Genomic DNA, 14,510 nt, shown 5'->3' on the forward strand with positions numbered 1-14,510 from the left:
AGCAGCCATGCCCACAGCACCCGCACGCTTCATCGACATCCACATCGTGCAGTCCGTACCCTTCGCCAACCTCAACCGCGACGACACCAACTCCGTCAAAACCGTCCAGTACGGCAACACCCTCCGTACCCGCGTCAGCAGCCAGTCCTGGAAGCGGGCCATCCGCACCGTCTTCCAGGACCACACCGGAGAAAGCGCCCTGCGCACCCGCCGCATCGGCGAACGCGTCACCCGCCTGCTCCTCGAACGCGAATGGCCCGAGCAACTCGCCGCCCGCGCCGGAGCCCACCTCGCCGCGGCCTGCAGCAAATTCGAACTCGCCAAGGACCCCGACCACCCCAAGCAGACCATCGCGAACAAGGTCCTGACCAACGCCATGGTCTACGTCCCTGAAGCCGCCGTGGCCGAACTCGCCGACCTCGCCACCCACCACCGCGACCAGCTGGAAACAGCAAAGGACATCACCAAGCCCACCGACAAGAGCATCCTGCCCAAGCCGAACATCGACACCATCCTGCGCACCCGCAACGGCGTCATCAACCTCTTCGGCCGCATGCTCGCCGAAGTCGACGACGCCGGCGTCGACGGCGCCGTCCAAGTCGCCCACGCCATGACCACCCACGCCACCGACATCGAACTCGACTACTTCTCCGCCGTCGACGACATCACCGCCGCCTGGGCCGACTCCAGCGGCAGCGGCCACATGGGCCACGCCGAACACAGCGCCGGCACCTTCTACCGCTACGCCACCCTCGACCTGCGCGACCTGACCGCCAACACCGGCGGAAACCCCCAGCAGCTCCGCGAACTGGCCCACGGCTTCCTCCAGGCCTTCATCACCTCCCTGCCCCAGGCCAAGAAAAACTCCACCGCCGCCCACACCATCCCCGACCTCGTCCACATCAGCGTCCGATCCGACCGCCCCCTCTCCTACGCCGCCGCATTCGAGCAGCCCGTCACCGCCGCCCACGAAGGCGGATACGGCGCCCCCACCCGCGAAGCCCTCGCCGACTACGCCCGCGCCGCCAACACCATGCTCGGCACCCGCCACATCGTCACCGCCGGCTGGACCAGCCTGGAAACCAAAACCCTCCAAGGCCTCGGCACCCGCCACGACTCCTTCGACGACCTCCTGACCACCACCGTGACCACCGCCCTCACCCAGCCCGACGGACCCCGGGCATGAACACCCCCACCCGGCCCGCACCCGAAGCAGGCATCCTGCTCCGCCTGACCGGCCCCCTGCAGTCCTGGGGACGCCTCAGCCACTTCAACGACCGCGACACAGCCCCCTTCCCCACCCGCTCCGCCCTCATCGGCCTCCTCGCCTCCGCCCTCGGAAGACACCGCGAGGAACCCATCGACGACCTCGCCACCCTCACCCTGACCATCCGCACCGACCGCCCCGGCATCCCCCTGCGCGACCTGCACACCGTCGGCGGCGGTCTCCCGGCACGCGCCACGGTCACTACCGCCGAAGGCAAAAAACGCACCGGCAACTCCACCACCCTGCTCACCCACCGCACCTACCTCGCCGACGCCGCCTTCACCGCCGCCCTCACCGCCACGCCACACACCCCCGACCGGCTCCTCCACCACGCAGCCGCAGCCCTCACCCACCCCAGGTGGCCCCTCTACCTGGGCCGCCGCTCCTGCCCGCCCGAAGGACCCCTCCTGCTCGGCACCAGCGACGACGCCCTCCACCACCTCGTCCACCTGCCCATCGCAGCCCCACCACCCCGCCCCCACCAGCACACCCCCATCGCCTTCACCTCCGACCAGCCCCTCAGCCGCCTCCCCGCACCCACCGACCAGACAACCGCCACCGACCCAGACGGCGACACCCCCGCCGGACAGATCAACGACCAGCCCGAAACCTTCCACCCCCGCCGCCGCAGCTACCGCGCCCGCACCGCCTACCACCGCAGCCTGCACCTGCCCCGCGCCCAGTACGCAGGCCTCGGCACCCCCCAACTCCACACCCTCACCGCCTACACCACCACCCACCTGACCCACCCCGAAAGCAGCCCCCGATGACCGCCGCCTACCTCACCCGCATCATCCCCGACCCCCGCTCACCACAAGCCCGACGCGACACCCGCACCGCCGTCGACCTCCACCGCCGCCTCATGTCCCTCTTCCCCGACAACGCCGGACCCGACCCCCGCGCCCGCTTCGGCGTCCTCCACCGCACCGAAGACACCCCCACCGGCCCCCACCTCCTCATCCAAAGCAACCACCACCCCGACCTCACCAAACTCCCCACCACCTACGGCACCGCCACCACCAAACCCCTCGACACCCTCCTCGAAGCCCTCCGACCCGGCCTCACCATCCGCTACCGCTGCGTCGCCAGCCCCGTACGCAAACCCGGCGCCACCACCCGCGCCGCCTACAAACTGCCCGCCGTCGTAGCCCTCACCGGCACCGCAGCCGACGAATGGTGGCTCCGCCAAGCAGACGCCGCAGGCCTGAACATCACCAACCTCCACGCACAACCCCTCGACACCGCCCACGGCACCCGCACCCCCCACTCCGGCGACCGCCAGCGCATCCACCACACCCGCACACGCTTCGACGGCACAGCCACCGTCCTCGACCCCGAACAACTCCGCACCAAAATCCTCGAAGGCATCGGCCGCGGAAAGCCCTACGGATGCGGACTCCTCAGCATCGCCCCCGCCAGGCCGGAGCCCCAATGACCACACCCCACCCCCACCAGCCCACCAACGACGCCCGCCGCAAACTCGCCAAACCCACCCTCGCGATGCTGCCGCGCATCGCCGACTCCCTGTCCTTCCTCTACCTCGACCTGGTCCGCATCCAGCAGGACGACACAGGCGTCCGCGCCGAAGTAGCCACCGCACGCGGACAAGAAACCGTCTACCTGCCCACCGCCGCACTCAGCTGCGTACTCCTGGGCCCAGGCACATCCATCACCGCCCGCGCCCTCACCACCTTCGCCCGCCACGGCACCACCGTCCTGGTAACCGGCTCCGGCGGAGTCCGCTGCTACGCCGCAACCCTGCCCGACTCCCTCAGCACCACCTGGCTCGAACGCCAGGCCCGCACCTGGTCCAACGACACCCAACGCACCGCGGTCGCAACCGCCATGTACGAGAAGCGGTTCGGCACCGGCACCGCCCCCGCCGGCACCTCCCTCGCACAGCTACGCGGAATGGAAGGCCAACGCGTCAAGGCCCACTACCGCCTCCTCGCCCAGCAACACCGAATCGGCCGCTTCCGCCGCACCTACGACCCCGCAGCCTGGGACAGCCAAGACCCCGTCAACCTGACCCTCTCCGCCGCCAACACCTGCCTCTACGGCATCGTCCACGCCGCCATCCTCGCCCTCGGCTGCTCACCAGCCCTCGGCTTCGTCCACTCAGGCAACCAGCAAGCATTCATCTACGACATCGCCGACCTCTACAAAGCACAACTCACCATCCCCCTCGCGTTCTCCCTCCACGCCTCCACCAATCCCGAAGCAGCAGCTCGCAGGTCCTTCCGCGACGGCCTACGGCTCTTCCGCCTCCTGCCTCGGATCGTCGCCGACATCCAGGACCTGCTCGCCCCAGACACCCAGCACACCACCCCAGACCTCGACGAAGAACTCGTCGACCTCTGGGACCCGGTCACCGGGCCCATCCCCGGCGGAACGAACCACGCCTCCTCCACCGGTGCCCCGACATGACCTCGATGATCGTCATCGCCGCCACAGCAGTACCAACGCACCTACGAGGCGCACTCACCCGATGGCTCCTCGAAGTCACCCCAGAGCTGTACATCGGCACCGTCTCCGCCCGCGTGCGCGACGAACTATGGTCCTCGGTGACCGCCGCTTGCCAAAATGGGTCTGCTGTCCTCGCCTACCCAAGCGGCAACGAACAAGGATTCGAGCTACGCACCAGTGGCAGCCAACGCCGCTCGCCTGTCGATTTCGACGGACTGACCCTGGTCGGCTTCCGGCTCGAGAGTCAAGAATCTGCAAACTCGACCTAACGCTGCAGCTCAGAAAGGGTGGTCTCCGCGCGAGCGGAGGTGTCCCGCCCCGGCGGGGGCTTCTTGCGTTCCCGAGGCCGTGGTCTCCGCGCGAGCGGAGGTGTCCCGGTCATGCGCACGCTGCGCGCAATGGGAATTCGGTGGTCTCCGCGCGAGCGGAGGTGTCCCGCCGGAACTGACCCGGGTCCATTACTGGCTGATGTGGTCTCCGCGCGAGCGGAGGTGTCCCGCACCGGCTTACCTGGCCCACCACCCGCGACAGGTGGTCTCCGCGCGAGCGGAGGTGTCCCGCAGCTTGCCGCGGTGCTGCTGGGCATCGCCGTGTGGTCTCCGCGCGAGCGGAGGTGTCCCGGCGCTGAGGCTGGGCGGGGATGAGCTCCGAGTGTGGTCTCCGCGCGAGCGGAGGTGTCCCGCACGGAGCTCCCGCATGCACGGGTCATAGTGGGTGGTCTCCGCGCGAGCGGAGGTGTCCCGGCGGCCAAGGCGAAGTCCAAGGCCCGCAAGGCGTGGTCTCCGCGCGAGCGGAGGTGTCCCGTCGGGCTTTTCTTCGGGCGGCGGGGGCAATCAGTGGTCTCCGCGCGAGCGGAGGTGTCCCGCCGAGCATGTCGAACGCGGCCATGAGCCGGTCGTGGTCTCCGCGCGAGCGGAGGTGTCCCGGCCCCTCCCCGACCCGCCGGGGCGGGTTTCTGGTGGTCTCCGCGCGAGCGGAGGTGTCCCGGCGGTCCGTCCCGGGGCCGGCCGCACTCAGCGGTGGTCTCCGCGCGAGCGGAGGTGTCCCGGTGCAGCTCGGGGTGCCGTGGTCCGTCGCGGTGTGGTCTCCGCGCGAGCGGAGGTGTCCCGCCTCCGCCTGATCCTCCAGGCGGGGGCTTTCTGTGGTCTCCGCGCGAGCGGAGGTGTCCCGCCGGAAGGCGCAAACGAGAGGGGGGATTCCGGTTGGCGTGGGTGGTCTCCGCGCGAGCGGAGGTGTCCCGTCGACAACGGCGCGGGCGGCCGCACGGCCAGCGTGGTCTCCGCGCGAGCGGAGGTGTCCCGCGAGTTGGTGCTGGATCCCGCAGGGCGGGACGGTGGTCTCCGCGCGAGCGGAGGTGTCCCGTCATGCCCCGCTACGCCCCGCATCACCGTGATGTGGTCTCCGCGCGAGGGGAGGTGTCCCGGAGAGGGAGGCCGCCGCCGGCCGCAAGGAGAGGGAGGCCGCCGCGTGGTCTCCGCGCGAGCGGAGGTGTCCCGAAGCCGGAAACCCCCCGGAAAACCGATCGGCAGTGGTCTCCGCGCGAGCGGAGGTGTCCCGCTCGACACCAAGGCGCGGCAGTACATCTGCCGGTGGTCTCCGCGCGAGCGGAGGTGTCCCGCGCCAGGAGGTGTCGGACCGGCTTGAGGAGATGTGGTCTCCGCGCGAGCGGAGGTGTCCCGACGGCTGTCGCACCGACCCCGGCCGCAGGGAGGCGGTCTCCGCGCGAGCGGAGGTGTCCCGAACAAGGCGGACGGGGCCGCGGACAACACCTCGTGGTCTCCGCGCGAGCGGAGGTGTCCCGGTGGCCACAGCGGGCGCCAGCGCGGGGTGCTGGTGGTCTCCGCGCGAGCGGAGGTGTCCCGTTGAGGAGGGGCGCTCCGGTGCTCTGAACTGGGTGGTCTCCGCGCGAGCGGAGGTGTCCCAGAACCACCCGAACGTCTACCTCAACGACTGACGTGGTCTCCGCGCGAGCGGAGGTGTCCCGTCGCTCTTGCTCCGGCGGCTGCACCAGGAGAGGTGGTCTCCGCGCGAGCGGAGGTGTCCCGTGCCCATGGGGAGGAACGGGGAGACCGCCGGCGTGGGTCTCCGCGCGAGCGGAGGTGTCCCGGCGGCGATGCCGAGGCAGATGCCTCCGCCGAGGTGGTCTCCGCGCGAGCGGAGGTGTCCCGCACCTGCACATGCTGCGGACGGGTGAAGTGCCGCGGTCTCCGCGCGAGCGGAGGTGTCCCGATGTTCTTCACGTCGTGCATGCCGGTCTCGTTGTGGTCTCCGCGCGAGCGGAGGTGTCCCGGCCTGGCAGCCCAACGACACGTCCGTCACCTGGTGGTCTCCGCGCGAGCGGAGGTGTCCCGGCTCCTGGGCCGCCCTCAGGGTGAGGGCGGCCGTGGTCTCCGCGCGAGCGGAGGTGTCCCGCTGAGGATCTTCTGCCACACCCAGTCCCAGGCGTGGTCTCCGCGCGAGCGGAGGTGTCCCGATCACCGGGGTGTTCACGCCGTCGGACTCCGCGTGGTCTCCGCGCGAGCGGAGGTGTCCCGCCGCCGGGCTCTTCGTCGCCGGCGGGTGGCAGGTGGTCTCCGTGCGAGCGGAGGTGTCCCGTCCCCGGGTTGGGCGGTACCAGCGCCTGCCGGGTGGTCTCCGCGCGAGCGGAGGTGTCCCGGCGGACACACGTGTTCCACGCCGATGCCACTGGTGGTCTCCGCGCGAGCGGAGGTGCCCCGCGGCCTCCGGATGCGGACGGGGCCGGCCGGAGGTGGTCTCCGCGCGATGTTCTGCCCGTTCGGACCCGGTAGGTGGTCAGGCACTGGTTGGCGGACAAGCAGGTGTGATCGGCAGCTCTCGCGCGTTCTCCCGCCGAGTGATGAAGACGGACTCTGAGGCAGTCACACACCGACGGCCGAGTGGCTAGGTTCAACCGGTGGTTGGTTGTCGCTTCTTTGTGGTGTGCCGGTTGGTGTGGGTGGTGGGGGGTGGGTGTGGGTGTGTGGTGGCTCGGCGGCGTGCTGGTGGGCGGTGTGGTGGTGTGGGTGTGGGGTTGTTGGCGGGGTGGTGGTCTGGTGGTGGCGCGCGTGGTTTCCCGGCTTCCGGGCGCACGGTCCTGCAACCGTTTTTCAGGCATTAGAAATTGGCAGCCAGTTAGTACGTAATGGGGGCAGTAAGCCCCTGGGGCGCCGGAAAGCCGGTGGCTGCTGGCACGGAATGTGAGGGGCCTTGGTGGCGCTCGAAGCGAATGGGAATGTGGTTGGGCGGCGTCGTGAACGGCAGGCCGGTGAGCCACGGAGGAAGCGCTTCTACGTGTCGTTCAGCGACGCCGAGCTGGCCGTGGTGCACATTGCTGCGGGGCGGGAGGGGATGGCGTCGGCGGCGTGGGCGGGGCGGCAGGTGATGGCGGTCGCGCAGCATGTGCTGGTGCCGGTTTCCCGGGACGCGGAGGACGTCCTTCGGGAGCTGATCCAGGTCCGGGTCGAGTTGCGGGAGACGGTGGCCGCGCTCCGCGCCCTGGACGCTCGCGGTGTGCCCGGGGCCGGTGCGCCGGTGTCGGCCGGCACCGTCGTGGAGGAGGCCCTCAAGGTGGTCGGCCGGGTGGATGCGGCGACGGTCGCGGTGATGCGGGAGAGGCGCCCCCGCTCGTGATGCCGAAGAAGGCGAAGTCGGGTTCGACGACGGTCGATCTCCTGGACTACCTCTTCGGTCCGGGCGAGCGCGACGAGCACACCGACCCCCACCTCGTCGCTGCCTGGGATGCGGATCTGCCGTGCCCGGCGCGGTCCCCGGAGCGCATGACGCTCGCCGATCTGGCGGTGCTGCTGGACGCCCCGGTTCAGGCCTTGCGCGGCCCGAAGCCGGAGGAGCACGTGTGGCACGTTGCGGTCCGCAACGCCCCCGGCGACCGCCGCTTGTCGGATGCCCAGTGGGCGGAGGTCGCGGCCGTCATGGTGCACGCCGCGGGCATCGCGGAACACGGCGACGGACAGGCCTGCCGGTGGGTCGCGGTCCGGCACGCGGACGACCACATTCACATCGCGGCGACCCTCGCCCGGCAGGACGGCCGCCGCCCCCGGGTGCGCGGGGACATCCCCGCGATGCACACCGCGGCCCGTGCTTTCGAGGCCCGGTGGGGCCTCACTTCGATGTCCCCGCTGGACCGGACCGCGCGCCGCCGCCCGGTCACCGGGGAGGCGGAGAAAGCGGCCCGCCGCGGTCTGGCGGAGACTGCCCGGGAGTCCCTGCAGCGCACGGTGCGTACCGCGGCCGCGCTCGCGCACGGCGACGCCGATTTCCTGGACCGGCTGCGTGACGCCGGGGTGCGCGTGCGTGAACGCCGGGACGACGGCGGGACGCTCGTCGGGTATGCGGTCGCGCTGCCCGGGGACCGCGCGGACCGTGGCAGCCGTCCGGTCTGGTTCGCGGGCTCGACGCTCGCCTACGACCTGTCCCTGCCGCGCGTCCGCGAACGCTTCACCCCGCTCGTCACCGACGCGGACTGGGCGCTCGCCGAGCACCGGATCCGTGAAGCCGCGCTGCTTCTGGGGCGCGCCGGGCAGGACGAGGGCGCCGGTGATGTCGCCGCGCTCGGCGACCTCCTGGCGGTGGCCGCCGCCCATGCCCCGGCCGTGGTGCGCGACCGCGTCCAGGCGGCGGCCGATGCCTTCGAGCAGGCCGCCCGCGCCCCCGGCGCCCGCACCCTCGAAGGCCGGGCGCGGGCCGGCTGGCGCGCCTCGGCGTGCGCCCTGGAACGGGCGCCGCGCGCGGCCCGGGGCGGCGGCGCCGAGCTTGTCCTGACCCTGCTGCTCGCGCTGGTGGAGGCGGTGGAGGCCGCCGCCGACTGGCACCGCGCGCAGGCCTTCCGGGCGCAGGCGAAAGCCGCCGCAGACGCGGCGGTCCTGCTGCGGGAGGCAGCCGGCCTGACCGGCGCCCGGCCCCTGGCCACGAAGCCGCGTGCCGGTCGGGTGGTGCGCACCCCGGGCCGTGGCCTGCCGCCCGCTGGGCCCGTTACCGGTGTACCGGTGTGGCGCCCCGATCCCGGCCGGCCGGGACCGTCCCGTACGCGCTGACCCTCCGAGGGAGCTGTTGCTGATGACGTACCCGCCCCAGCCCGAGCCGTTCGCCGAATCCCTGGGCGAGGCCGCGCAGAGCGCCGCGATGGCCTACCGGCTGATGATGACCATCACCGACGCCGTCCGCCGCGCCACCCAGAAGCGGCTGACGGGCCGGGAGGAGGAACTCGGCGAGGACGCGGCCAAGATGGCGCCGGGCTGGTCGGCGGACCAGCTGCGCGGCGTGATCGGCGACGATGTCCTCGCCGAGCTGATGCGGGGTGCCGACTGGCCGGTGATGGCCCGCCAGCTCGTCGGCCTCCAGCAGGCCGGTGTCGACCTCTCCACGTTTCTGCCGCAGCTGGGCCGCATGACCGCCGGAGTCCACCAGGCCGTCGCCGCGAACACCGCGCGGACGAAGGCGGAGGGCACCAACCGGTGGGCCGACCTCCTCACGGCCACGATGCCCGAGGGCCTGGTGCGCGACGCGGTCGTGTCCTCCCCGGCCTGGCCGGACATCGCGGCCCAGATGGGCCTGCTCGACGAGCGCGGTATCGACGTCGCCCGGATCCTCCTCGACGCCCACCGGGCCGGAGCGGGCGTCGACCAGGCCATCGCCGCCGTCACCACCGCGGCCGCCGCCCAAGCCCCCGCAACCGCAGCCGCCCCGGCCCCAGCTCCTGCGGCCGCGTCTGCTCGGGGCGGCGCGCGGGTGCCCGCACCCGCCGCTGCGCCGGGTACCGCTCCGACCACCGGGCCCGGGCTCGCGGCTTCGAGGCCGGTGGGGGGGGCCGTCGATCCGTGGGCGCCGCCTGCGAGCCGGGATGCGAAGCGTTCCTGGGGCCCGCTCACCGAGGGCCTGGACGTGCCCCGGGACCTGGACCTCGCCGACCGCAAGAAGGCCCTGGAGCAGCTCGGCGTGAACCTGCTCGGACACGCCACGATCGTCGGGCTCGTCAAGGACGTGCTCCCCGAGACACAGGCCGGCCTCCTGGTCGCCTCCCGCCCCTGGCCGCTGCTCGCGGCCCGCATGAACCAGATCCGCGAACAGGGCGGCCCCGCACTCCTCGCCGCGCACCTGGCCCGCCTCACCACCGACACCGGGAAGGAAGGAGCGTGGAAGGGAAGCGGCGGCGGCTCGGCCGCGGCCGGCCGTCTCGTGGACGCGACCCTGAACGCCCTGACGACCCCGCCCTCCGTCCCGGCCGCGCCCGCGTCCCCGGTACGGATCCGGGTCTCCGCAGCGGCGGCCCGCACCCGCTCAACCACCACCCCGGCCACCGCCGCGCCCGGGCAGCCGGCCCCGGCCGAAGCCGCCGTCCCGGCCCACCGCCAGCAGGCCGGACCGGCCAGGGGCACGGGGCGCGCCCGATAGCGCGCGCCGCTGACGGCGGACCGGGCGGAGCGGGTGGAAGCCGAGCGGACGGCCTGAGACGGGCAGGCGGCTGCACCCCGGTGACGAAAGGGCAGCGCGCGGTCGGGTCCGAGCCCGCGCCCCCGCCCGGGCGCGGGCTCGGGCACGGGCTCGGGGCCCGTGCCCGGGCTGGTCCTTGTACGCGGACGGGAGCTGGGCCCGCGGCCGGGGGAGTGCTCGTGCCCGGGCTGGAGTTCGTACTCGGGCCCGGGCTGGCGCCGGTGCTCGGGGGTGGGGGCTCGCACGGCGGGCTGGGCGCGTTCCGGAAGGGGCCCAGCCCAGCCCGGGCACCGAATCCGGCCCGCGCCCGCAGTTGCTCGGCGTCCTTCCGGCCGGGCCAAGGCCACTACCCGCCGCCCGCTGCCTGTTGCTCGTGCGGGTGCATTCCCCAGTCCTGCGGGGCCCGCTCCGCCCGGCTGTTGGCCCGGGCGGAGCGGGCGGGAGTCGAGCGGGCGGGAGTCGAGCGGGCGGGAGTCGAGCGGGCGGGAGTCGAGCGGGCGGGAGTCGAGCGGGCGGGAGTCGAGCGCGGTGGGAGTCGAGCGCGGTGGGAGTCGAGCGGGCGGGAGTCGAGCGCGGTGGGGTCCGCACCCGCACCCGAGCTGGCGGCGGCCGGGGGAGCGGGGTGAAGGCCCAAGCCCCCGAGCCTGCTCCCGCTGCGCCTGTGGTGTCGCCGGCCTGGCCGGGCCGTACCGTCTGGGCCCGCGCCCGGGCTGGGGCTCGCGCCCGGGGTGGCGCTCGTGGTTGAGCTGGAGCTCGCAAGCGGGTTGATGCTCGGGCCCGGTCTGGAGTCCAGCCCGGGCCCGAGGGCGGGCGCGGGAATCCCACCGTGACGACCCCGCACCCGGCCACTGCGGGCCTCCCCGGCGTCCGCTCACGCCTCGGCCCACGGGACACCAAGCCCGGCGAGCGCCGCGAGCTGCCCGGTGTCGAGCCGGTCGCGGCGCTGCTTCTGGTTGACGATCCACACCCCCGTACGGTGCTCACCGCCGCCGGGGAGCTGCTCAACGTGCCCGCGCCCCGGCAGACCTGCGCCTTCCCCTTCCCGCTCCACCCACTGCGTGAGGGCCTGGACGCCCTGCTGGAAGGCGGCTGCGCCCCGCCCGGACGCGGTGGTCGTGCTCGTCTTCACCGCGGCCGTGCGGGCGCGTACGGCTTTCTTCACGCCGAGCGCGGCGAGCCGGCCTTGCTGCTCGGGGTTGAGCTGGTCGAAGCCCCGGCGCTGGGTGGCGAGCCAGCGTCCGACGTCCTCGCCGTGCCGGGTCACGCCGGGCCGGATCGCCGTGAGGCGGGCGCCTTCGGCCAGGAGCTGGGCGAGGTAGGCGTAGTGGCGTTGCCAGTCCACCGTCCACCCGTGCTCGTCGTCGCCGGGGTTCCAGTCGGCATCGATCGCCGCGAGCGCATCGGCCCGCCGCTGGGCGCGCACTGGGTCCTTCCCGAGCCCTTCGGGCCGGCGGATGTTGGTGAGCCACTGCCCGAGGGCCCGGTCCATGGAAGTGGCGTGCCGCGGCGCGGCGAGGGTGCCGTGCTGCTCGTGGTACGCACGGGCGGCGGCCAGGTTCTCGGCGAACCCTGCGTCCGCGGTGTCCCACACGATCCCCAGCTCCTCCAGCTCGGCGGCGCGCTGCCCGGTCATGCCCCCGGCGCGGTAGGCGCGGCGCTGGTCGGACAGCCACCGGCCGAGCGGGTAGGCGCCCTCGGCCCAGTCGTACGGCACCTCCAGGTGCTGCTCCCGCTCCCGGTACCGCCACGCGGCCTCGTATCCGCGCCGCCAGTCGGCGCGTTCGGTGTCGAAGACCTGGTAGCTGATCCACTTCGCGATGAGCGCGGGGTCCCGCGGGACCGCGAACCGGAGCAGGAGACGGCTCTCCTCGTCACCGTCCTTGGGCGCCTTCCCGATCGTGAGCGACGGCTGCACGACCCGCTTCTGGTTTTCCTGCGGAATCGCCAGCATTTCGACAGCACGTTCATCATGCGCCCGGATCCCGTTCAGGACCTTGATGAGTGGCCCGTACGAACGGGAAGAAACAATGTCCTGGGGAGTTTCATCCTCCCGCAGGAAGACGGGCACGATCAGCGTCGCCATTTTCCCTTCTCCGGGCTTTTGGCGGAGTGCCCGGCCGATGGCCTGGACGATGTCGACGGCGGACCCCTTGGGGTCGATCAGGGCCACCGAGTCCACGGCCCGGATATCGACGCCCTCGCCCAGGACGCGGCAGTTCGACAGCACGGCGCGCCCCGCGCGGCGGCCGAAGTCGGCGAGGACGTCGGCCCGATGCTCGGGTTCGTGTTCCCCGCGCAGCCATCCGGTCCACACGGTTTCGGGGTGCCGGTCGGGGTCGACGGCGTGCAGCCGACGGGCCACGCGGTCCAGCCCTTCGGCGAAGGCCTGCGCCTCCACCGTGCGGTGGTGGAAGGTGATCGTCGTCTTCAGACCGTGCGCCGCCATCGTCTCCAACAGGGCCGTCTGCATCGCGGCGAGCCGCTGGCCGCGCAGCCGTTCCTCGTGGCGTTCCTCGCTGTAGAGCCGGGCCGGCGTCACCACGGGATCGGTCAGCTCGGCGACCACGACCTGATACCGCGCCAGCAGCCCCCGCGAGATCGCGTCCGCCAGCGACAGCTCGTAGACCACCGGCCCGAACACCCGCGGGTCGTCCATGGAGCAGGCCATCTCCTTGGGCAGCCGGTCCCACCGCGGCACGGGCACATACGCCCGCCCCTCGGCCTCCGCCTCGGCCTTCCGCTCCGCCTCAACCGCCTTCCGCATCTGGTGCTGCGCCCGTTCCTCCTCCCGCGTGCGCGGGGGCCGCTCGGCCCACACCCGCGGGGTGGCGGTCATGTAGAGCCGGCGGTGCGCGGGGATGACGGCCTGGCGGTGGATGTCCCCCCACGCCTTCCCTGCCGACCCCGAGGTGCGGTGCGCCTCGTCCACGACCACCAGGTCGAACGCCTCCAGCTCCATCCCGTACGCGCCCCGGTGGGCTTCGGCGATCACGCCGAGGGAGGCGTACGTGGCGTAGATGGTGACGGGCCCGCTCCCGTGCCACAGCGCGAGCTGCGGCGCCGAGGTCGTCGTACGCACCCGCCCGGCCCACAGCGCGGGATGGCCATCGAGCGAGCAGACGGCGACCGCCGGCCCGGTGTGCCCGGCGGTCCGCCACTCGCCGACCGTCTGCGTCAGCAGGTCCAGCGTCGGGAGGAGGACCAGGACCCGGCCGTGCCGCGCCAGTTTGAGGGCGGCGGCTGCGGCAATGAACGTCTTCCCGGTCCCGCACGCCGCCACCACCGTCGCCCGCAGCCCGTTCTTCGGGATCAGTCCCCCGGGTGGGATGTCCAGTCCGCGCACGATGGCCTCCACCGCTTCTTCCTGGTGGGGCCGGAGCGTGATGTCACCGGTTTCCAGCACGTGTTTCCTCCATCAGAAAGGGGACGCATTCCCGGGGTAGTGGCCGGTTTTCTCGGGATGGTGCACAGCATCCGAATTCACGGATACCGGTTCACGTGAATTGCGGGGAGCCCTGTCCGACGGGATGGTGGCAGCGGGTTCCTCGTGATACTACACAGGTACATCCGGTATAGATGTAAGTTTCACCCTACCCAGTGAACGAGCGGGGGGACCGGCTCCGGGTTCCGCTCGGCGGAACCCGGGCGGGGGCCTGTCGTTGTCCCGGCATGATGATGCAACGTGCACCCATGGTCCTTGCCCTCGCCGGGGTAGCGCTCGGCGCGGGACTCGCTGGAGCTGCGCCCGCAGCGGCCGGCGGGGTCGGGGATGTCCTGTCGCCGGCGTTCGGGACATCCTGCACGAACCGACAGGGGGCGCAGGCCGAGGGAAACACGACGAGTGGCACCGGAGCGGCGACCGGAAACCTGGCAGGCCTTCCGATCCTGGGAGCCCTCAACCAGTGCGGAGGAGCCGACCTTCCGATCGATGACCCCAACGCGTCACTTAGCGAAGCCGGTACTCCGTTCGTCAAATTTGTGAAGAATAGCCGCCTCTGGAACATGTAGGTCCAGCGGGTTTTCGTTGTGGAGCCCAGCCCCCGTACACCTGCTGCACTCGACCGGGAGAACCACCGACAGTGTTGCCGGCGCCCGCGGAGCGGGCTGGTCCTGAAGGCGGAGCCGGAAGGACCGGGGCGGGGGAGCGGAGCGGACCCGCCCAACGGGCCGAAGGCCCGGACCCCGTGAAACGGGGTCACCCGGGCCCGCGGAGCGGGCCGTTCGAGGCCGAGCGCAGCGACGCCTCGAACCGGTCCGGAGCGAAGCGCAGGACCCCGGCCGAAGGCCCGCACTGGCCCGGCGCAGCCGGGCCCCGTCGAGCGCAGCGATG

At 72.5% G+C, this 14,510-nt stretch carries 9 protein-coding genes and 1 CRISPR repeat array; of the genes, 8 read left to right on the forward strand and 1 reads right to left on the reverse strand.

All coding sequences use genetic code 11. The annotated features are described in order from the left end of the window. Positions 1–7 precede the first annotated feature (7 nt). From cas7e to ACGFXC_RS35865, 8 genes are all read left to right on the forward strand, one after another. On the forward strand, positions 8–1,186 hold the full coding sequence (gene cas7e / locus ACGFXC_RS35830; protein ID WP_393719109.1) for a type I-E CRISPR-associated protein Cas7/Cse4/CasC: 1,179 nt from the start codon (positions 8–10) through the stop codon (positions 1,184–1,186). Then, a complete protein-coding gene (gene cas5e / locus ACGFXC_RS35835; protein ID WP_393719110.1) occupies positions 1,183–2,037 on the forward strand; it encodes a type I-E CRISPR-associated protein Cas5/CasD in 855 nt (284 codons plus the stop codon). Before cas7e ends, cas5e begins: the two co-directional genes overlap by 4 nt. Beyond that, the gene (gene cas6e, locus ACGFXC_RS35840; protein ID WP_393719111.1) at positions 2,034–2,702 is read left to right on the forward strand and encodes a type I-E CRISPR-associated protein Cas6/Cse3/CasE; all 669 of its coding nucleotides are present in this window, start codon (positions 2,034–2,036) and stop codon (positions 2,700–2,702) included. The genes cas5e and cas6e overlap by 4 nt, the downstream gene beginning before the upstream one ends. Continuing rightward, entirely contained in the window at positions 2,699–3,694 is a 996-nt protein-coding gene (gene cas1e, locus ACGFXC_RS35845) for a type I-E CRISPR-associated endonuclease Cas1e (protein ID WP_393719112.1), read from the forward strand. Before cas6e ends, cas1e begins: the two co-directional genes overlap by 4 nt. Continuing rightward, a complete protein-coding gene (gene cas2e, locus ACGFXC_RS35850) occupies positions 3,691–4,002 on the forward strand; it encodes a type I-E CRISPR-associated endoribonuclease Cas2e (protein WP_393719113.1) in 312 nt (103 codons plus the stop codon). The genes cas1e and cas2e overlap by 4 nt, the downstream gene beginning before the upstream one ends. 18 nt (positions 4,003–4,020) lie before the next feature. Next, positions 4,021–6,511: direct repeats of the CRISPR family, unit length 29 nt; unit sequence GTGGTCTCCGCGCGAGCGGAGGTGTCCCG. 432 nt (positions 6,512–6,943) lie between these two features. Then, on the forward strand, positions 6,944–7,363 hold the full coding sequence (locus ACGFXC_RS35855) for a hypothetical protein (protein WP_393719114.1): 420 nt from the start codon (positions 6,944–6,946) through the stop codon (positions 7,361–7,363). Next, a complete protein-coding gene (locus tag ACGFXC_RS35860) occupies positions 7,363–8,784 on the forward strand; it encodes a mobilization protein (RefSeq protein ID WP_393719115.1) in 1,422 nt (473 codons plus the stop codon). Before ACGFXC_RS35855 ends, ACGFXC_RS35860 begins: the two co-directional genes overlap by 1 nt. Positions 8,785–8,806: 22 nt before the next feature. Then, positions 8,807–10,141 (forward strand): hypothetical protein, encoded by a 1,335-nt coding sequence (locus tag ACGFXC_RS35865; protein ID WP_393719116.1) that lies wholly within the window; start codon positions 8,807–8,809, stop codon positions 10,139–10,141. Between the two features lie 910 nt (positions 10,142–11,051). Here the strand turns inward: ACGFXC_RS35865 and ACGFXC_RS35870 are convergent. Next, positions 11,052–13,583, reverse strand: coding sequence for a Helicase associated domain protein (locus ACGFXC_RS35870; RefSeq protein WP_393719117.1), 2,532 nt, complete (start codon positions 13,581–13,583; stop codon positions 11,052–11,054). Positions 13,584–14,510: the final 927 nt, after the last annotated feature.

Source organism: Streptomyces sp. NPDC048507 (assembly GCF_043199995.1).
Classification (GTDB): domain Bacteria; phylum Actinomycetota; class Actinomycetes; order Streptomycetales; family Streptomycetaceae; genus Streptomyces.